The sequence below is a fragment of the Nocardia sp. BMG51109 genome, assembly GCF_000526215.1.
Lineage (GTDB): Bacteria > Actinomycetota > Actinomycetes > Mycobacteriales > Mycobacteriaceae > Nocardia.
In genome coordinates, this window is record NZ_JAFQ01000004.1 from 5051461 (window position 1) to 5070574 (window position 19114).

17 protein-coding genes are annotated in these 19114 nt (G+C 69.6%); 11 read left to right on the forward strand and 6 right to left on the reverse strand.

Annotation, left to right across the window (positions count from 1 at the left end; all coding sequences use genetic code 11):
- Positions 1-64: 64 nt before the first annotated feature.
- The 6 genes from D892_RS0124245 to D892_RS0124270 all read left to right on the forward strand — a co-directional run bounded on the left by D892_RS0124245 (position 65) and on the right by D892_RS0124270 (position 6522).
- The gene (locus D892_RS0124245; RefSeq protein ID WP_024803713.1) at positions 65-1258 is read left to right on the forward strand and encodes a hypothetical protein; all 1194 of its coding nucleotides are present in this window, start codon (positions 65-67) and stop codon (positions 1256-1258) included.
- 70 nt (positions 1259-1328) lie between these two features.
- Positions 1329-2114 carry an SDR family oxidoreductase gene (locus tag D892_RS0124250; protein ID WP_024803714.1) on the forward strand — a complete coding sequence of 262 codons (786 nt, stop codon included), beginning with the start codon at positions 1329-1331 and terminating at the stop codon, positions 2112-2114.
- A gap of 32 nt (positions 2115-2146) precedes the next feature.
- Positions 2147-3283 (forward strand): sulfotransferase, encoded by a 1137-nt coding sequence (locus D892_RS0124255; RefSeq protein WP_024803715.1) that lies wholly within the window; start codon positions 2147-2149, stop codon positions 3281-3283.
- Positions 3284-3446: 163 nt separating this feature from the next.
- Complete coding sequence (locus tag D892_RS0124260) at positions 3447-4586, forward strand: terpene synthase family protein (RefSeq protein ID WP_036569724.1); 1140 nt, start codon at positions 3447-3449, stop codon at positions 4584-4586.
- An 84-nt stretch (positions 4587-4670) separates the two neighbouring features.
- Positions 4671-6017 carry a sensor domain-containing diguanylate cyclase gene (locus tag D892_RS0124265; protein WP_051499864.1) on the forward strand — a complete coding sequence of 449 codons (1347 nt, stop codon included), beginning with the start codon at positions 4671-4673 and terminating at the stop codon, positions 6015-6017.
- 52 nt (positions 6018-6069) lie between these two features.
- Complete coding sequence (locus D892_RS0124270; protein ID WP_024803718.1) at positions 6070-6522, forward strand: MaoC family dehydratase; 453 nt, start codon at positions 6070-6072, stop codon at positions 6520-6522.
- 30 nt (positions 6523-6552) lie between these two features.
- Here the strand turns inward: D892_RS0124270 and D892_RS43965 are convergent, their stop codons facing one another.
- Positions 6553-7233, reverse strand: a complete 681-nt coding sequence (locus D892_RS43965; RefSeq protein WP_232236155.1) for a YdcF family protein — start codon at positions 7231-7233, stop codon at positions 6553-6555.
- Between the two features lie 231 nt (positions 7234-7464).
- Entirely contained in the window at positions 7465-8520 is a 1056-nt protein-coding gene (gene trpD / locus D892_RS0124280) for an anthranilate phosphoribosyltransferase (protein ID WP_024803720.1), read from the reverse strand.
- 213 nt (positions 8521-8733) lie between these two features.
- Here trpD and D892_RS0124285 point away from each other — a divergent pair, with 213 nt between their 5' ends.
- The 4 genes from D892_RS0124285 (at position 8734) to D892_RS0124300 (ending at position 13330) form a co-directional block, all read left to right on the forward strand.
- On the forward strand, positions 8734-9345 hold the full coding sequence (locus tag D892_RS0124285; protein WP_024803721.1) for a heme-copper oxidase subunit III: 612 nt from the start codon (positions 8734-8736) through the stop codon (positions 9343-9345).
- A gap of 69 nt (positions 9346-9414) precedes the next feature.
- Positions 9415-10293 carry a cytochrome c gene (locus D892_RS0124290; RefSeq protein ID WP_051499156.1) on the forward strand — a complete coding sequence of 293 codons (879 nt, stop codon included), beginning with the start codon at positions 9415-9417 and terminating at the stop codon, positions 10291-10293.
- Positions 10294-10559: 266 nt separating this feature from the next.
- Positions 10560-11705: a ubiquinol-cytochrome c reductase iron-sulfur subunit gene (locus D892_RS0124295; protein WP_024803723.1), complete on the forward strand. Its 1146-nt coding sequence runs from the start codon at positions 10560-10562 to the stop codon at positions 11703-11705.
- Positions 11702-13330 carry a cytochrome bc complex cytochrome b subunit gene (locus D892_RS0124300; protein ID WP_024803724.1) on the forward strand — a complete coding sequence of 543 codons (1629 nt, stop codon included), beginning with the start codon at positions 11702-11704 and terminating at the stop codon, positions 13328-13330. Before D892_RS0124295 ends, D892_RS0124300 begins: the two co-directional genes overlap by 4 nt.
- Positions 13331-13451: 121 nt before the next feature.
- Here the strand turns inward: D892_RS0124300 and D892_RS0124305 are convergent, their stop codons facing one another.
- The 3 genes from D892_RS0124305 to D892_RS0124315 are packed head-to-tail and all read right to left on the reverse strand — an operon-like array spanning position 13452 to position 15575.
- The gene (locus D892_RS0124305) at positions 13452-13727 is read right to left on the reverse strand and encodes an Lrp/AsnC family transcriptional regulator (protein ID WP_024803725.1); all 276 of its coding nucleotides are present in this window, start codon (positions 13725-13727) and stop codon (positions 13452-13454) included.
- A gap of 10 nt (positions 13728-13737) precedes the next feature.
- Complete coding sequence (locus D892_RS0124310; protein WP_036567440.1) at positions 13738-14406, reverse strand: response regulator transcription factor; 669 nt, start codon at positions 14404-14406, stop codon at positions 13738-13740.
- Positions 14403-15575, reverse strand: coding sequence for a sensor histidine kinase (locus D892_RS0124315; protein ID WP_024803727.1), 1173 nt, complete (start codon positions 15573-15575; stop codon positions 14403-14405). Before D892_RS0124315 ends, D892_RS0124310 begins: the two co-directional genes overlap by 4 nt.
- Positions 15576-15769: 194 nt before the next feature.
- Here D892_RS0124315 and D892_RS0124320 point away from each other — a divergent pair, with 194 nt between their 5' ends.
- Positions 15770-16660: a sterol desaturase family protein gene (locus tag D892_RS0124320; protein WP_024803728.1), complete on the forward strand. Its 891-nt coding sequence runs from the start codon at positions 15770-15772 to the stop codon at positions 16658-16660.
- A gap of 196 nt (positions 16661-16856) precedes the next feature.
- Here the strand turns inward: D892_RS0124320 and D892_RS0124325 are convergent, their stop codons facing one another.
- Positions 16857-18620 (reverse strand): DEDD exonuclease domain-containing protein, encoded by a 1764-nt coding sequence (locus tag D892_RS0124325; RefSeq protein WP_036569739.1) that lies wholly within the window; start codon positions 18618-18620, stop codon positions 16857-16859.
- Positions 18621-19114 lie beyond the last annotated feature (494 nt).

Sequence of the window (19114 nt, forward strand, 5' to 3'; positions counted from 1 at the left end):
CGAACCGACAGCCCCGAACCGACAGCCCCGAACCGACAGCCCCGAACCGACAGCTAGGAACCCGATGCCACCCTCTGCCGACGACCGGTCGCCGACCGAGCCCCTGCAAGCAGCCATCGCCGAGGCCGAGAAGCTCATCGCCGCCGCCGATTTCATCCGGACCGAGCGCGATCTGGCCGAGGGCTACGACTATCTGGCCGGCAGTATTCAGGCCGTCATGCAGCTGTCCCGGGCGCACGGCACCGGCCACCCGTACTTCGTCAGCTCCACCGGCCCGTACACCAAGATGGGCCTGGACAATCCCGATACGCTCTACTACCACGCGAATATCGAGCCGGAGGCCGAGTACCTGATCACCGGCGTGCGCGGCAGCACCGTGGACCTGAGTTTCCAGGTGCTCAACGGGGATTACTCGGCGACCGACGTGCCCAACGGTGACGACGCCTTCGACGACCGCCGCCTCGACATCGCGCCCGACGGCAGCTATCAGCTGAGATACGGCCCGCCCAAGGAGAACCCCGGCCCGAACTACTTCGTGCTCGGCGAGGGCGCGTCGACGCTGGCCGTCCGTGAGGTGTACGGCGGCTGGACCGCCGAACGCAAGGGCAGCATCCGCATCGAGCGCCTCGACACCATCGGCACGGCCCCGGCCATTCCGGACGTCGACCGGCTGCGCAAGCGGTACCGCGCGGCCGGGCGAATGCTGGTGCAGCGCATCCACACCTGGTTCAACTTCCCGAAGTGGTTCTATCTGGACCTCCCGGTGAACACCCTCACCGAACCCCGGCTCACCCCGGGCGGCCTGAGCACCCAGTATTCCTCCGTCGGTCATTTCGACCTCGCCGACGACGACGCCCTGCTCATCACCGTGCCGAAATCCGATGTGCCGTACCAGGGTTTCCAGCTCGGCAGCCGCTGGTACATCTCGCTGGACTACGTCAACCACCAGACCAGCCTCAACAGCGCGCAGGCCCAGGTGGATCCGGACGGCATGATCCGGATGGTGGTCTCGGCGCGTAATCCGGGCATCGCCAACTGGATCGAGACCACCGGCTGCTCGCAGGGCATCCTGCAGTTCCGCTGGCAGCGTGCGGATCGCGCGGTGACGGCGGCCGACGGGCCGGCCATCGAGCGGGTGCCGTTCGGGAAGGTCCGGGAACTGCTGCCGCACTACGGCCACAACGCCGTCGACGAGGCGGGATGGCGCGAACGCATCGCCGCCCGCCAGCGCGGATTCGCGGAACGGATGCTCGGATGAGTGTCCGCCGGATCCGAAACACCCTCCGTACGAATATCTCTCGGCGGTCGCCCGCCCGGAAGGAATCCGCATGAGCACCGCATTGCTCTCCGGCAAGGTGGTCGTCGTGAGCGGCGTCGGCCCCGGCCTGGGCCGCTCCATCGGCACCGAGTCCGCCGCCGCCGGCGCGAAGGTGGTGCTGGCCGCCCGCACCGAATCCCGGTTGAAGGAAGTCGCCGCGGAGATCGAGGCCGCCGGTGGCGAAACCCTGTGCGTGCCCACCGATATCACCGACGACGACGCCGTGCGGAATCTGGTGCGGCGCACCCTGGACACCTTCGGCCGCGTCGACGCCCTGGTGAACAACGCGTTCGCGGTCCCATCGATGAAACCGCTGTCCCGCACCGACTTCCAGCAGATCCGCGACAGCCTGGACGTCACGGTGCTGGGCGGCCTGCGGATGACGCAGGCGTTCACCGACGCCCTCACGGAGACCAAGGGTTCGGTCGTGATGATCAACTCCTCGGTGCTGCGGCACTCCGAGCCGCGCTACGGCAGCTACAAGGCGGCCAAGTCCGCCCTGCTCGCCATGTCGCAGACGCTGGCGACCGAACTGGGGGACAAGGGGATCCGGGTCAACACCGTGGCGCCGGGTTATATCTGGAGCGGCCAGCTGAAGTGGTACTTCGGCGAGATCGCCAAGAAGTACGACATCCCCGCAGAGCAGGTCTACCAGCAGACCGCCGACCGCTGCGACCTGAAGCGCCTGCCCGAACCCGACGAGATCGCCCGCGCCGTGGTGTTCCTGGCCTCCGACTGGGCGTCGGCAGTCACCGGCCAGACCCTCGACGTGAACTGCGGCGAATATCACGTCTGACCCGCGAACGCCCTGACTCGAGGAACGAATCCATGACCACACGCACCGACGTCGGCACCGTCGACGATCTGCACGCCTCGGCGACGAAGGCCTGCGGCCTCACCGATTTCGGCTCCGGCGACTACCGCGAGGGCCTGGCCGTCCTGCTGGAGTCCTATCGACGCGACGCCGGCCTGACCGAGCTCGGCAGCAAGATGAACCGCTACTTCCTGCGCGGCGCCCTGGTCGCCCGCGCGCTGAGCGAGGCGTCCTGGCGGGCCAACCCGGCCCACGCCGAAACCCCGGTCGCCAGGCCGATTTTCGTCACCGGCCTGCCGCGCACCGGCACCACGGCGCTGCATCGCCTGCTGGCCGCCGACCCGCGGCATCAGGCGCTGGAGATGTGGCTGGCCGAGTTCCCGCAGCCCCGCCCGCCGCGCGAAACCTGGTCCGACAACCCGGTTTTCCGGCAGCTCGACGCCGGATTCGCGCAGCATCACGTCGAGAATCCGGAATTCATGGGCCTGCACTACATGACCGCCGCCGAGGTGGAGGAGTGCTGGCAGCTGCTGCGCCAGACCGTGAAATCGGTATCTTATGAGTGCCTGGCCTACCTGCCGACCTACTCGCAGTGGCTGCGCACCCAGGACTGGACCGACGCCTACGCGCGCCATCGGAAGAACCTCCAGCTGATCGGCCTGGGCGACGACCGGCGCTGGATCCTGAAGAACCCCAGCCACCTGTTCGCCCTGGACGCGCTGATGGCCGTCTACCCGGACGCGCTGGTGATCCAGACCCACCGCGACCCGACCACCGTGCTCGCCTCGGTGTGCAGCCTGTCCGAGCATGCCACCCGCGGCTGGTCCGACACGTTCACCGGCAGCCGGATCGGCGAGAGCCAGCTCGAACTGTGGTCGCGCGGCCTGCGCGAGTTCACCGCGGCCCGGGCCCGCTACGACGAGTCCCAGTTCCTCGATATCGACTTCGCCGACCTGCGCGCCGACCCGCTCGGGACGGTCGAATCGATCTATCGTGCCTTCGGGATCGAATTCACCGATGCGGCCCGCGCGGCCATGGCCGCGCTCGACGAGGAGAGCCGCACCGGCGACCGCAGGCCCGCGCACCGGTATTCGCTGGCCGATTACGGTTTGAGCGAAGCCGGGGTCAGGGAGCAGTTCCGGGCGTCGTGACGGGTTTGCCAACCCCCCTCGACTGTAATACAACCGTAAGAGGCCGGTTTATCGGAGTACGCCGGGTCCCACACAACGTGGGCGCTCGGCACAGTGTGGGTCACTCGGTATGGACGGCGATTGGCAGTTCGGCTGTGCGGTGTGTGGCCGGGAGGAAGTCGTCATGGCGGGTGAGTATGTGGTGGCGATCGAGGCTGCGCTCGAAACGATGCGGTCCGATCACGAGCGCTTGGTGCGGGAGGAGCGGCCCTGGTCGCTGGCGGCGTTGTTCAGCACGCCGGACTGCGACATCGTGGACTATTGCCGGGACTTCCGGCCGAACCGGTTCGGCGCGGAGGCGTGCACGGCCGTCGAGACGTTCTGCCGCAGGCACGATATCTGGCTGGAGGCCGGCGGGGCGCACTACAACAGCATGACCCCGTATCTGCATCCGGGCGCGGTGACCGCCGAGCGGATGACGATCATCGGGATGTACAACGCGATCCTGTTCTGGCTCAACGACACCGTGGGCCGGGAGAAGTTCCGGCATCTCGCACCCGATGCCCAGCGCGGCGCGGGCATCGCGGTGGACGGCCTGTGCCTGCTGCTGGAAAAGCAGCGGATGTCGCCGGATCCGACGTCGCCGGAGATCGCCGCGGCCGAGTTCCTGAAGCTGCTGGCCGCGGACGCGGAACCGCGGTGGCTACAGCGGTTCCTGGACTCGACGGCCGACCATCTGCGCACCGCGATCCGGGATCAGAACGCGCGCGCCCGCAAGGGGCTGCTGAGCATCGATGAGTACATCGACCTGCGTGCCCGGGTGTCGGGCATGTATCCGGCGGTCGCGCTGTGCGAATTCGGTCGCGACGACTACCTGCCGTGGCGGCGGATCGCCGACGCCGGGCTGAAGGCCGATCTGGTTCGGCTGCGGCGGCTGGCGGTGGACATCGGCGCGCTCATGAACGATATGTTCTCCTTCGAGAAGGAGTGCATCATCGACGGTGCCGATTTCAACCTTGTCCCGATCTGCCTGCTGAATGCCCCCGGAGAGACCCTGGCCGGCGCGGTCGAGCAGGCCGGGCGGATCGTGCGCGAGCGGTTCACCGAGTTCCGCCTGCTGCGGGAGCGGGTGGACGACCGGTGTGCCGGACTGCCCGATCCCGCACTCGCCGCGCAGGTGCGGGCGCACGTGGTGGACCTGGTCGGTTGCGTGCAGGCAACCTGGGTTTGGCAGAACGTGACCCGGCGCTACAAGGGAGCATCGATCTTCACGGAGAATCGGGAAAGAGACTTTTTCGACAACCGGGATGGTTCCGCACGGTAGGTTCGGAACGTTCCGTTGTCGGAGGAACACCGGTCGCCGCCGGAGAGGGATGGTCCGAGCGGCGTAGGACGTGAAGGGGTTGTGGTGGATGAGGTGGAGCGGACGGCACTGGCGCGAGCGTGGTGGGAGGCGTTGGCGGCCACGGGGACGGCGCCCATGCCCGCCGCGCAGGCGCAGCGGCTGCTGCACGGCCTGATCGTCGACCTCTTGGCCGTGCTGCACACCGACCCCTTCGACGCGGCGGCGGGTGCGCAGGTGGGCCGGGCCCTGGTCGCGGCGCACTGGACCGATTCGAGCGTGCCGGCGCTGTCGGCGCGTGTGCTGCACCGGCTCGCCGACCACGACGACTATCCGGATTCCGGATCCCGTTTCGCCGCACTGCTCGCGGCGATCGGGCAGGGCCACGAGGCCGGCGTGCGCGATCTGTCCGGCCTCGACCGTCACCCCGCGGAGACGGCGGCCGGATCGCACGACCGTAGCGGTGACGACGGGCGGTTCCGGATCGTCTTCGACAACATCGCCGTGGCGGTCGCGCTCGGCGACACCACGGGCACGCTGGTGGAGGCCAACAAGGGGCTGGCGGACATGATCGGCGTGCCCGTGGGCTCCCTGCGGGGGATCTCGGTCTTCGACTTCGCGCATCCCGACGACCGGGGTTACATCCGCAAGCTGCTGTACGAGGAGCTGGTACCGGCCCGATCCGGCACGGTGCGGCTGGAACGGCGGCTGGTGCGCGCCGACGGCAGCGTCGGCTGGATGTCGTTCGCCATCACCTACGTGCCCGGCAGCGGCAGGCAGCCCGACTACCTGCTGGCCGTGGGCGCCGACGTGACCGAACTGCACGAACGGCAGGAGGAGCTGCACCGCCAGGCCCGCCACGACGCCCTCACCGGACTGCCCAACCGGCGCCTGCTGCTGGAGCGGGTCGACGAACTGATCGCGAATGCCCACGACGAGGACCGGGCCGCGTTCTGCTTCGCCGACCTGGACCACTTCAAGGACATCAACGACCGCTACGGGCACGGCATCGGCGACAAGGCGCTCGCCGCCGTCGCCGTCCGGCTGCGCGACTACGTGCGCGAATGCGATTGCCTCGTCGCCAGGATCGGCGGCGACGAATTCGTCGCGCTGATCCCGCCGCCGGCCACCGCGTCGCGCGCCACCATCGTCGCGGACCGGTTGCTGTCGGCGCTCGCCGAGCCGATCGTGGTCGACGGCCGGGCGCTGCGGATCTCGGCGAGTATCGGGGCGGTGGTGACCCCGATCGTCGGGGCCGACGCGGAATCGCTGCTCGACGCCGCCGACACCAGCCTCTACTACGCCAAGACCAACGGTAAGGGGCACTGGGTCCTGCACACCCTGGAGGCGCCCTCCGAGACGCGCCCGCGCCACCCGTGCTCGGGCGGCGGCCGCCCCCGCGCGCCGAAATGATCTGTCGCCGGAGTCCGATGGCGGTGGCGGTGGCCGACTAAGATCAACGCCCATGACCGATTTCGCCGATCTGGACGCGCTGCGGGCAGCGGTGGGCACCGAGATCGGCGTCAGCGACTGGATGACGATCGATCAGGATCGCATCGACACGTTCGCCGACGCCACCGATGACCACCAGTGGATCCACGTCGATCCCGCCAAGGCCGCGGAGGGCCCCTACGGGCGCACCATCGCGCACGGGTTCCTCACGCTGTCGCTGCTCGTGCCGCTCACCAACCGGGCCGCCACCGTGGGCGGCATCCGGATGGGGATCAACTACGGCCTCAACAAGGTTCGCTTCATCACCCCGGTCCCGGTGGGCGGCCGCATCCGCGCCCGCACCACCCTGGACTCGGTGCGCGACATCCCCGGCGGCGTGCAGGCCGAGCGGACCGTCACCCTCGAACTGGAGGGCGCCGAGAAGCCGGCCTGCCTCGCCGAGAGCATCGTGCGCTACCTGACCTGAGCGGTCGCGGCCACCTGATCCGACGGGTCGTCAGGGCGGCGGCCCGAACGGCAGGACCGATTCCGGCGCCTGGTCGGGAGTCAGCGTCGCCACCACGGGGATTCCGGCGTCGGCGAAGTCTCCGCGCGCCCGGTACATGTGATCGGACGAGGTGACCAGGACCGCGCTGTGCGCGCCGATCGAGTCCATCATCGCCGCGGAGTACTCGGCGTTCTCCAGCGTGGACTCCGCCCGGTCCTCGAGGTGCACGCGGTCCGGCGGAATGCCGCGGCCGACAAGCCAATCCGCCATCACCTGCGCCTCGGTGACGCCGCCCTCCGGATTGCCGCCCGTGACCACCACGGGCGCCGCCGGCGTCAGCACGGCCTGGATGTGGGCCGCGGACAGGCGATCGATGAGTTCGGGCTGCATCTGCCCGTCCGGTTGCAGGCCGTAGCCCAGCACGACGATGGCGGTGTCGGAGCCGAGATCCGCGATCAGCGGCAGGCCGGGCAGCGGGAACGAGGCGGAGTTCAGTGCCGCCGCAACGGGATCGGGCGGGTCGTCGGCGCGGGCGGGCGTCGCCGCGGCGAACAGCACGCCCAGCGCGGCGGCGGAGACGACCGCGGCCCCGGCGATTGCCGGGAACGCGGCGACCGGCGAAAGCGGCCGGAGGGGAACGGCGTAGCGGGTGATCGTGCGAAATCGGTTGGAGCGAACGGTCGGAGACAAGTCGGACCTCCCAAGCAACCGCGCCGGGAACCCGGCGCTGACACGGGCCGCCTCCATGGTCACTCGAATAACGCTGCTACACAGCCGATCAGCGCGCTTCGGCGCGAACGCGCCATCCGGGTCGGAGGGAGCGTCCGGGCGCGTACCATGGGCCGTCCGAAGGGAATCGGACACCGGAAGCGCGCAGTGTGCCGGGCGCCGCGGAGTTGTGCCGGGCGCCGCCGAGTGGTGTCAGGCGCCGCCGAGTTCCGTGGTGTAGGCGGCCCACCGGTCCAGCAACCGTGCGGCCGCCCCGGAATCCACCGCCTGTGCGGCCCGCTCCAGTCCGGCGCCCAGGGCGTCGTGGATGTCCTTGCCGGCGGCGTCGGGCGTCAGCTCGTGCGCGACGATGGCGGCGGCCGAGTTCAGCAGCACGGCGTCGCGCACCGGTCCGGACTGCCCGGCCAGCATGTTGCGGGCGACGACGGCATTCGTCTCGGCATCGCCGCCCCGCAGCGCGTCCTGCGGCGTGCGGGGCAGGCCGATCCGGGCGGGATCGATGGTCGTCTCGCGCAGCGAGCCGCCGGTGACCACCCACGCGTCGGTGGTGTCGCCGGTGGTGATCTCGTCGAGCCCGTCGTTGCCGCGCACCACCAGGGCGTTGTGGCCGCGCTCGGCGAACGCTCCGGCGATGACCGGCAGCAGGTCGGCGAAGGCGCAGCCGATCAGGCCGGCGCCCGGCTGCGCCGGATTGGTGAGCGGACCGAGCACGTTGAACACGGTCGGGATGCCGATCTCCTTGCGCGCGGGCCCGGCGAACCGCAGCGCGGGATGGAACAGCGGCGCGAAGCAGAACCCGATGCCCACCTCGCGCACGCACCGCGCCACCTCGTCGGGCCCCAGGGCGATGCGCACCCCGAGCGCCTCCAGCACGTCGGCGCCGCCGCTCTTCGACGAGGCCGCCCGGTTGCCGTGCTTGACCACCGGAATCCCGCTGGCCGACACCACGATCGACGACATCGTCGAGATGTTGACGGTGCCCGAGCGGTCGCCCCCGGTGCCGACGATGTCGACCGCGGAGACCTCCAGCGGCACCCGCCGGGCGTGCCCCAGCATGCCCCGCGCCAGGCCGGAGAGCTCCGATGCGGTGGGGCCCTTCATCTTCATGGCCACCCCGAACGCGGCGATCTGGGCCTGGGTGGCGTTGTCGGAGAAGATCTCGTCGATCGCCCACGCCGCCTCCTCCGCGGTCAGATCGACCCCATCGGTGAGGGCCCCGAGGATCTCGGGCCAGCTGCGCGCGCTCATCAATCTCTCCCGTCGCGGTTTTCGCACATCAGGTGCTCGGTAGCAGCCTAACGGGGTCGGTGAGATACGGCCTTTACCGCCTTCGAGCTGGGTGTTCGTGTGACACGCCGGTGGGTCGGTGAGAGTCGCACGGGCCGAGCGATTTCCGACACGCGGTGCCGAGTTTCGAACCCGGCTACGCCTGTCGTACTACGACGAGTCATACTAACCGTCGTGACGACCGCAGTAGGCACCCAAGGATCGGCCATCACTCAGCGTGTGCACTCGCTGAACCGGCCCAACATGGTCAGTGTCGGGACCATCATCTGGCTGTCCAGCGAGCTGATGTTCTTCGCCGGCTTGTTCGCCATGTACTTCGTCGCCCGTGCCCAGGCGCACGGCAACTGGCCGCCGGAACCGACCGAGCTGAACCTGAAGCTGGCCGTGCCGGTCACCGCCGTGCTGATCGCGTCGTCGTTCACCTGCCAGATGGGCGTATTCGCCGCCGAGAAGGGTGACGTGTTCGGGTTGCGGCGCTGGTACGTCGTGACCTTCCTGATGGGCCTGTTCTTCGTGTGCGGCCAGGCATACGAGTACCACGCGCTCTACGGCGAGGGCACCACGATCTCGAGCAGCGTGTACGGCTCGGTGTTCTTCATCACCACCGGCTTCCACGGCCTGCACGTCATCGGCGGTCTCATCGCGTTCATCATGCTGCTGATCCGCACCAAGATCAGTAAGTTCACCCCCGCGCAGGCCACCGCGGCGATCGTCGTCTCCTATTACTGGCACTTCGTCGACATCGTGTGGATCGGGCTGTTCGCCACGATCTACTTCGTCCGATAGGACCCCTACGCTTTTCGGCAAGCACCAGCCCCAGCATCAGTCGGTTCCGTCTACTCCAAAGGGACACAGATGAGTTCATCTCCCCCGTCAGCGCCAGATCCCAACGGCCCGGGGATCGTCAGCGCTCAGGAAAGCCAGGCCAAGATCCGCAAGCAGCGGCGAATGCGCCGCAGGGTGGCGGGTGGCATGGTTCTTCTGATGGGCCTCGCCGGAGCCGGCTTCGCGGCCTCGGCGCTGACCCCGCAGGCGCAGGTCGCGACGGCGAACGAGGACCAGTCGGCGCTGATCCGCGAGGGTAAGCAGGTCTACGACACCTCCTGCGTCACCTGTCACGGCGCCAACCTGCAGGGCGTGCAGGACCGCGGCCCCAGCCTGATCGGCGTCGGCGAGGCCGCCGTGTACTTCCAGGTGTCCACCGGGCGCATGCCCGCCGCCACCAACGGCGCGCAGATCGTGCGCAAGCCACCGAAGTTCGACGAGCGGCAGACCGACGCGCTGGGCGCCTACATCGCGGCCAACGGCGGCGGACCGACGCTGGTGCGCGACGCCAAGGGCGAGGTCGAGCAGGAGTCGATGACCGAGGGCGCCGACCTGGGCCGCGGCGGTGAGCTGTTCCGGATGAACTGCGCCTCCTGCCACAACTTCACCGGTAAGGGCGGCGCGCTGTCGTCGGGTAAGTTCGCGCCGGCGCTCGACGAGGCCAACGAGCAGCAGATCTACGCCGCGATGCTGAGCGGTCCGCAGAACATGCCGAAGTTCTCCGACCGCGAGCTGACGCCGGAGGAGAAGCGCGACATCGTCGCCTACGTCAAGGACCGGACGGAGTCCCACCCCGAGGGCGGCTACGGCCTGGGCGGCTTCGGCCCCGCCACCGAGGGCCTGGCCATCTGGGTCGTGGGCATCGTGGTTCTGGTCGGCTCGGCGATGTGGATCGGCTCCCGGTCATGAGCGCGTCAGGCCCGGAGGCGGCAGCGGAGCGTAACCACGGAGGGCCCGCGGTCATGGCCGAAAGGATGCTGCCATGATCGCGTCAGGCCCGGAGGCGGCAGCGGAGCGTAACCACGGAGGGCCCGCGGTCATGGCCGAAAGGATGCTGCCATGATCGCGTCAGGCCCGGAGGCGGCAGCGGAGCGTAACCACGGAGGGCCCGCGGTCATGGCCGAAAGGATGCTGTCATGAGCGAGCGCGGGACGAGTGAACAGGAGCGAAACGACATGGGCGCGCCCGACGACGGCAAGCCGGGGGACGAGTTGAACCCCACCGAGGAGCAGCTCGACGCGATGTCGCGGGACGAGCTGGTCGAGCTCGGCACCAAACGCGACGGTGTCGACGTCGCCTATCGTGCCCCGCGCTGGCCGGTTCCGGGCACCCGCGCGGAGAAGCGGGCCGAGCGCCAGGTGGCGCTGTGGTTCGGGCTGTCGGCGATCGCGGCGCTCGGCCTGGTCGCCGTGTTCCTGTTCTGGCCGTGGGAGTACAAGAGCCGGCACGAGGACGGCGCCGGTCTGTACTCGCTGACCACCCCGCTGTACGGCCTCACGCTGGGCGTGGCGGTGCTGGCGATCGGCATCGCGGTGGTGCTGATCCGCAAGAAGTTCGTCCCGGCGGAGATCTCCATCCAGGACCGCCACGACGGCAGGTCCGCCGAGGTGGAGCGGCGCACCCTGGCCGCCGAGCTGCAGGACGCGCTGGAGACCTCCACGCTGGGCCGCCGCAAGATGATCACCCGCACCGCGGGTCTCGGCGCGGGCGTGCTGGGCATCGGCGCGCTGTTCATGTTCGTCGGCGGCATGATCAAGAACCCGTGGGCCAAGGGCGACAAGTCGCCGCTGTGGGTGTCGGGCTGGACGCCGGACTACCCGGGTCAGACCATCTACATCCGCAAGGACGTCGGCCGTCCCGACGACGTGGTGCTGGTGCGGCCCGAGGATCTGGACGCCGGCGGCATGGAGACCGTGTTCCCCTGGAAAGAGGAGTGGCGCGGCAACGAGCACGAGACGCTGGAGTCGCTGCGCGGCATCCGCAACGCGGTCATGCTGATCCGGCTGCGCACCGAGGACGCGCAGAAGGCGATCAAGCGCAAGGGGCAGGAGAGCTTCAACTACGGCGACTACTTCGCCTACTCGAAGATCTGCACCCACCTCGGCTGCCCGACCTCGCTGTTCGAGCAGCAGACCAACCGCATCCTGTGCCCGTGCCACCAGTCGCAGTTCTCGGCCACCGAGTGGGGTAAGCCGGTCTTCGGCCCCGCCGCCCGGGCGCTGCCGCAGCTGCCGATCACCGTCAACTCCGAGGGCTTCCTGGTCGCCAACGGCGACTTCATCGAGCCGCTCGGTCCGGCTTACTGGGAGCGTCGTTCATGAGTCCTAGCAAAGCGGCCGCACAGGCCAACGAGATGGATGAGCGCTATCACATGGCGGCGTTCGTCAAGCGGTCGATCAACAAGGTCTTCCCGACCCACTGGTCGTTCCTGCTCGGCGAGATCGCCATGTACTCGTTCATCATCCTGCTGCTGTCGGGTGTGTACCTGACGCTGTTCTTCGATCCGTCGATGAGCGAGGTCGTCTACGACGGCGCCTACCAGCCGCTGCGCGGCGTCACCATGTCGCGGGCCTTCGAGACCGCCCTGAACATCTCCTTCGAGGTGCGCGGCGGCCTGTTCGTGCGGCAGGTGCACCACTGGGCGGCGCTGCTGTTCGCGGCGTCGATCATCGTCCACCTGTTCCGCATCTTCTTCACCGGCGCGTTCCGCAAGCCGCGCGAGGCGAACTGGGTGATCGGCTCGCTGCTGCTGATCCTGGCGATGTTCGAGGGCTTCTTCGGCTACTCGCTGCCCGACGACCTGCTGTCGGGGACCGGCCTGCGGGCCGCCTTCTCGGGCATCACGATCTCGATCCCGCTGATCGGCACCTGGATGCACTGGCTGATGTTCGGCGGAGACTTCCCCGGCGACATCATCATCCCGCGCCTGTACATCGCGCACGTGCTGCTGTTCCCGGGCATCATCCTGGCGCTGATCGCGGCGCACGTGGCGCTGGTGTGGTACCAGAAGCACACCCAGTTCCCCGGCCCGGGCCGCACCGAGAAGAACGTCGTGGGCACCCGCATCGTGCCGGTGTTCGCGCTGGACCAGGGCGCGTTCTTCATGTTCACCCTGGGCCTGGTCGCGCTGATGGGCGGCGTGCTGCAGATCAACCCGATCTGGAACCTGGGTCCCTACAACCCCTCTCAGGTGTCGGCGGGTTCGCAGCCCGACTTCTACATGATGTGGACCGACGGCATGGCGCGCCTGATGCCGCCGTGGGAGCTGTACCTGGGCCGGTACACCATCCCGGCGGTGTTCTGGGTGGCGCTGCTGATGGGCCTGGTGTTCACCGTGCTGATCGCCTACCCGTGGATCGAGAAGCGGCTGACCGGCGACGACGCCCGGCACAACCTGCTGCAGCGGCCGCGGGACGTGCCGGTGCGCACGGCGATCGGCGCCATGGCGATCACGTTCTACCTGGTGCTGACCCTGGCGTGCGTCAACGACATCATCGCCTACAAGTTCGACATCTCGCTGAACGCGACGACGTGGTTCTTCCGCATCGGCCTGCTGGTCGGGCCGCCGCTCGCGTACTTCCTCGCCTACCGGTTGTGCCTGGGCCTGCAGCGCAGCGACCGGCAGGTGCTCGAGCACGGCATCGAGACCGGCGTGATCAAGCGGCTGCCGCACGGCGAGTACATCGAGGTGCACCAGCCGCTGGGCCCGGTCGACCAGCACGGCCACCCGATCCCGCTGGAGTACCAGGGCGCGCCGGTGCCGAAGAAGATGAACAAGCTGGGATGGGCCGGCAAGCCCGGTCTGGGCTCGTTCCTCCGCTCGGACCCGGCCGATCAGGCCGAGCAGCTCACCTCCTACGAGAAGGAGGAGCACCACAAGCAGCTGGAGATCCTGGCCGAATACCAGGAGCAGTCCAGCGGCGAGGGCGACAAGCACGGACACTGAGTTCGCGAAGCACGGACACTGAGTTCGCGCGCCCTCCGCGCCGCGACAGCCGCGGGCCCCGAGTCGAATCCGGCTCGGGGCCCGTCGCGTTCGCCGGGGCGGAGCGCCCGGTGGACGGGCGTCACTCGCCGATGGAGAACCCCGCCTCGATATCGGCGCGCGAGTACGACTTGAAGGCGATGTGGGTGGCGGTGCGCAGGACGCCGGGCGTCTTGTTGATACGGCCGGTGACCACCTCGGCGATCCGCTCGTGGTCGCGCACGCGTACCACCGCGATCAGATCGACATCGCCCGCGCACGAGTAGACCTCGGCGACGCCGTCGAGATCGGCCAGTGCCTGCGCGGTCTCGGGGATGCGGGCGGCCTCGGCGTGGATCAGCACGATCGCGGTAATCATGCCGCCGAGTCTATTGCGCGGCGGGGTGGGTGCCGGTCAGGCCGTGCCGGTGCGCGTAGACCACGGCGTGGATGCGGTCTCGCACACCGAGTTTGGCCAGGACACGGGAGACGTGGGTCTTCACGGTCTCGTCGCCGACGCCCAGGTGTACGGCGATCTCGCCGTTGCTGTGCCCGGCGGCGACCAGCAGCAGCACCTCGCGTTCGCGGGCGGTGAGCAGCGCCAGTTCCGGCGGGGCGGCGGGGGCGGTCAGGCTGCCGGCGAAGCGCGCGGCCAGGCGCTTGGTCATCGACGGGTCGATGAGGGCGTCGCCGCGCGACGCGATCCGGATCGCGGTGACCAGTTCCTCCGGCGGCAGGCTCTTCAGGAGGAAGCCGCTGGCGCCGGCCCGCAGGGCGCGATACAGGTTGGCCTCGCTGTCGTAGGTGGTGAGCACCAGCACGTGGGTACCGCCCGCGGCGACGATGGACTCGGTGGCCGCGAGCCCGTCCAGCTTCGGCATCCGCACGTCCAGAATGGCGATATCGGGCCGCAGGCGGAACGTCTCCGCCACGGCCGAACGCCCGTCGCCGACCTCGGCGACGCAGTCCAGGTCGGCCTGGCTGTCGAGCACGGCGCGCAGGCCGGAGCGGAACATGGTGTGATCGTCGGCGACCAGCACCCGCAGCGGCGCCGTCATGCCGCCCCGATCGGCACGGAGACGCTGCTGCGCCAGACGTCCTCGTCCGGGATCCGGCCGAATTCGGCGGTGCCGCCGAACAACTCGGCCCGCTCGCGGATACCGCGCAGGCCGCTGTGCACCGAGGTGTCGTCGGCAGCGGGCTCCTCCGGCGCCACGGTGTTCACCATGTCCACCACGATCCGGTCGGGCTCGTGGCGCACGGTCAGCCGGGCGTCGCCGCCGTCGCCGTGCCGCAGGGCGTTGGTCAGCAGTTCCTGTGCGACGCGATAGAGCGTGATGTTCAGGGACTGCGGCAGTTCCGCCGGTGCGCCGCGGATGTCGACGCGCACGCCCAGTCCGGCCGCGCGGATCCGTTCGGCGAGTTCGTCGACGCCGTCCAGGCCGGGCTGGCGCTGCCCCTCGTCCTCGCGGCCGTGCAGGAGATCGAGCTGCCGGCGCAGGTCGACCATGGCCGCCCGGCTGCCGGCCTCCACGGCCGACAGGGAACGCGCGGCGGCGGGGGCGGTGGTGCCGGTCAGTGCCAGCCGGGCCGCGCCCGCGTGGATACCGATCGCGCTGACGTGGTGCGAGATCACGTCGTGCAGGTCCCGGGCGATGGCCGCGCGCTCGTCGCCGACCGCGCGTTCGAGGGCCGATCGCTGCTCCTGTTCCCGCAGCCGCGCCCGCTGTTCCAGGTCGGCGATATAGGCGCCGCGCGCGGCGTTGTACCGGCCGACCAGCCAGGGCACCACGCCGGCGGAGACGGTGGAGGCGAGCAGCAACAGGGGAGTCCGGTCGGCCCCGGTGTCGACCAGCAGGTGCGCCGCGGCCATACCGGCGGTGAGCACGGCCACGGTCGACAGCGATCGCCACCCGGACAGCCAGGCCCCGGCGCGATATCCGGCGACCAGGAAGCCGACGTCCGGGAAACGGGCGGGAAAGCCGTTGCGGTGCAGCACCAGGACGGCCAGCAGCCGCAGCGCCACCTGTGCGGCGGCGACCACACCGGCCGTGCGGGGCGGGGCGGCCAGGGCCAGGTCGGCCGCGGCGATGGCGGCCGTGAGCACGGCGGCCTGCCAGGGCGCGGTGTCGAAGACCCCGCTCAGCGCGAACACCACGCAGTCGATCGCCGCGGCCACCACGGCGACCGTGATCGACTGGCGGGCCAGCGAGGTGCTCACATCCACCGATCCGCTACCTCCTCGTCGGACCGGCGCGAGTCTACCCAGCCGATTCGTGTCGCCATGTGCTCACCATGCCCTGCCCGCACCCGCCGCGCGTCCCCCGCACGGGGGAGGCGCCATCCCCCTGCGGCGCGATGTTTTTCCAGGTCAGCGCCCATAACGTGGCGTGCATCAGCGGAATGTGAAGGAGAGCTGTCATGGATGGGACGCTGCTGGTCTTCGCCGTACCGGCATTCGCCGTGCTCATGCTCGTGGAGTGGATCGCGTATCGGCGCGACCCGGACCGCCCGGGGAACGAGCGGTCGGGCCGCGACACCGTCGGCAATGTGACCACGTTCGCCCTGGGCCGGCTCGCGAAGCCGTTGCTGCAGTACGTGGTCCCGTTCTCGGCGGTGGTGGTCGCGGCCGAGCTGACGCCGCTGCATCTGTCGCCCGCGAGCTGGTGGGTGTGGATCGTCGGGCTCGTGGTCACCGACTTCTGTTACTACTGGGCGCACCGCGCCGACCACCGGGTCCGGCTGCTGTGGACGTCGCACAGCGTGCATCACTCCAGTACGTACTTCAATCTGTCCACCGCGATCCGCCTGCCGTGGCTGCATCCGGTGGCGGCGATGCTGCGCGGCTTCGCGTGGGTCCCGGCGGCACTGATCGGGCTGCCCGCGTGGATGATCTTCCTGCTGGAGAGCATCGGGCTGGTCTATCAGTTCCCGATCCACACCCAGCGGATCGGCACCCTGCCGCGGCCGGTCGAGTTCCTGTTCAACACCCCGGCACACCATCGCGTGCACCACGGATCGAACCAGCCTTATATCGATAAGAACTACGGCGGCATCCTCATCGTCTGGGACCGGATGTTCGGCAGCTTCGCCGCGGAGACCGAACCCATCCGCTACGGCCTGACCAAGAACATCGGCACCGACAACCCGTTGCGGGTCAACTACCACGAACTGGCCGGGCTGCTGCGCGACGTGCGCGGCGCCCGCACCTGGCGCGGCCGCCTCGGCTACGTGTTCGGCCCTCCGGGCTGGACCGAACACATCGGCAGCCGAGACGGCGAGGCCGCTCCGGAACCCGTCGCGGTGCGCTGACCGCCGCCCGCGCCGCACGTTGCCAATGACCCCCGCAGCATTCACACCGTCGTGGCACCGCGACACACCGCTGTCGGCTCGCCCGTACCGACGTGCACGAACCTGTCGTCAGCGCATGGGTTCCGCGGGACGTGGGCACCAGGCCGCGTGGTACTCGTATCGACTCGGGCGTGGCAGAATCCGGCGCGCCGGACCGTCAGTTGTGTGCGATGCGGTCCGGCGCCGAGGATTCCGTTCGGGTGGCGGATTCGGCGCGGTCCAGCCAGGACAGCCAGGGCCCGGCGCCGAGCCGGGGTTCGTGGTAGCTGTCGGTGGTGCGGACGATGCGGGTGCCGGTTTGTTCGAGCCAGCGTGCGATGAGGGCCGTCTCCTCCGCCGAGGCACCCCGTAACGGGGGGTAGCGCCGATCGGCGAACGGGTCGGGCCGCGACCGTCCGGTGCCAGTCTCCAGTTTCGTGGGGAGGACGGTTTCGGCGGAGGCTACGAGGGAGTCGACAACTGGCATGGGGGCGATGCCACGAGCGGCCGTCCCCGCGGCGGCCAACCGGCCGTAGCGGATCACCGCGAATTCCCAGCCGCCGGAGCCGTCGGGGTGGGCGGCCACCAGTTCGTCGATGCGGGCTACGGCCGCCAGCCGCTGGGTCCGGCGCAGTGCTCGCACGATCACGGCCAGACGATCGCGGAGGTGGGCTGCCGCCTCGAAATGTTCCTCGGTGGCGTACTCGTCGATCCGATCGCGGATGGTGCGCAGCGGTATGTCGCTGCGGCCGGTGAACAGGTCGCGGGCGGCGCGCGGCGCTACCGCGTATTCGTCGGCGTCGCGCAGCCGTCCGTCGGCGCTCGCCGGGCAGCCGCCGACCGCGGCGGGCGGGCAGTCGGCCCCGTGCCGCCCGTGCCGGGGGATGCGCGTGGTGCAGGTGCGCAGCCCGCAGTACTCGGCGACGGTGGCGGCGACCTCGGCCGCGTCGGTGCGAGAACCGAACGGGCCCAACGCGTCCCAGGTCGGCGTGCGGGTGATCGCGAACCGGGGGAAGGACTCGGCGGACAACGTGAGCCACCACGCCCGCTTGGGAAACTTCGAACGCCGGTTGTAGGGCGGCGTGTGCGCCACCAGCAATCGCAACTCGCGCACACCGGCCTCCAGCCCGTGTGCGCATTGCACATGGTCCACCCGGGTCGCCAGGGCCACCATTTCCCGCATCCGCGTGCGGGTCTCGGATCCGGTGAAGTAGCTGCGCACCCGGCGGCGCAGATTCACCGCGGTGCCGACATAGAGCACCTCCTCGGACGGGCCGCGGAACAGATACACCCCGGGCGCGGTCGGCAGGTCGGCGGCCAGGAACCGCTTGGACCGCTGCCGGCGGCTCACCTCGGGCAGATAGTCGACCAGTTCGGTGAGGCTGTGCACGCCGAGATTGCCGACCCGTTCGATCAGCGCGTGCAGCACGTCGACGGTGGCGCGGGCGTCGTCCAGCGCGCGATGCGTCGGCTGGGTGCTCGTGCCCAGCAGTCGGGCCAGCGCCGAGAGCCGCACGGTCGGGGTCTCGTCGCGCGCCAGGATCCGGCGGGCCAGCCGCACCGTGCACAGCACCTGGAACGCGGGCCACGCCAGCTCGCAGCGGGCGGCGGCCGCCTTCAGGAAACCGGTGTCGAAGCGGGCGTTGTGGGCGACCAGGACCGCACCCGCGGCGAACTCCAGGAATCCCGGCAGCACCGCCTCGATCCGCGGCGCGTCGCGCACCATCGCCGCGGTGATCCCGGTGATCTGGACGACCTGCGGCGGAATCGAGCGGCCCGGGTCGACCAGGGTGGCGAACTCGCCGAGCACCACGCCGCCGCGCACTTTCACCGCGCCGATCTCGGTGATCGCGTCCTGATCCGGGCTCCCGCCGGTGGTCTCCAGGTCGACCACGACGAAGGTGGTGTCGAACAGCGGCGTGTCGAGATCGTCGAAGGCCAGCTGGGCGGGGCGGGCGGAGCCGGCTCGGGCGACCGGTTCGGCCGCGAACCCGGACGTCGCATCGGACACGGAGGGCACGGCGTGCAGCGTAGGGCGGGGGTCCGACAGATGACCCGGTGTGGCGCCGGCCCCCGGAGTCGCGGCCGGATCGGCCCGGCCGCACCGGCCGAATTGCCGGAGTACTCATAAATGAGACCGGGATCACATTCATGTCCGATCGGGATCAATCCTCGGCGATTCGAAGATAACCGGCCGGCGCCGTCCTCGTGCGTGGGTCCATGGCGCCGGCCGATCACGAAGGAAAAACCGATCGGTCGCATAAGGCGCGGAATCGTCCGGTCGACGTGGTATTTCCACCAATTAATGCTTCGTAAACCCAAGATCAACAAGCCAGGTGGGCGGGTGGGTTGCACGTCGAGTATTCCCTGGTAGATGATGTGTGTTATCTTTTTGTGATTGGTGTGATATATCTCGCACATATGGGGGGTGGCATT

Coding starts and splice junctions, on each gene's coding strand:
- D892_RS0124245 (WP_024803713.1), top strand. CDS start 65: ATGCCACCCTCTGCCGACGACCGGTCGCCGACCGAGCCCCTGCAAGCA.
- D892_RS0124250 (WP_024803714.1), top strand. CDS start 1,329: ATGAGCACCGCATTGCTCTCCGGCAAGGTGGTCGTCGTGAGCGGCGTC.
- D892_RS0124255 (WP_024803715.1), top strand. CDS start 2,147: ATGACCACACGCACCGACGTCGGCACCGTCGACGATCTGCACGCCTCG.
- D892_RS0124260 (WP_036569724.1), top strand. CDS start 3,447: ATGGCGGGTGAGTATGTGGTGGCGATCGAGGCTGCGCTCGAAACGATG.
- D892_RS0124270 (WP_024803718.1), top strand. CDS start 6,070: ATGACCGATTTCGCCGATCTGGACGCGCTGCGGGCAGCGGTGGGCACC.
- trpD (WP_024803720.1), bottom strand. CDS start 8,520: ATGAGCGCGCGCAGCTGGCCCGAGATCCTCGGGGCCCTCACCGATGGG.
- D892_RS0124290 (WP_051499156.1), top strand. CDS start 9,415: ATGAGTTCATCTCCCCCGTCAGCGCCAGATCCCAACGGCCCGGGGATC.
- D892_RS0124295 (WP_024803723.1), top strand. CDS start 10,560: ATGGGCGCGCCCGACGACGGCAAGCCGGGGGACGAGTTGAACCCCACC.
- D892_RS0124300 (WP_024803724.1), top strand. CDS start 11,702: ATGAGTCCTAGCAAAGCGGCCGCACAGGCCAACGAGATGGATGAGCGC.
- D892_RS0124305 (WP_024803725.1), bottom strand. CDS start 13,727: ATGATTACCGCGATCGTGCTGATCCACGCCGAGGCCGCCCGCATCCCC.
- D892_RS0124310 (WP_036567440.1), bottom strand. CDS start 14,406: ATGACGGCGCCGCTGCGGGTGCTGGTCGCCGACGATCACACCATGTTC.
- D892_RS0124320 (WP_024803728.1), top strand. CDS start 15,770: ATGGATGGGACGCTGCTGGTCTTCGCCGTACCGGCATTCGCCGTGCTC.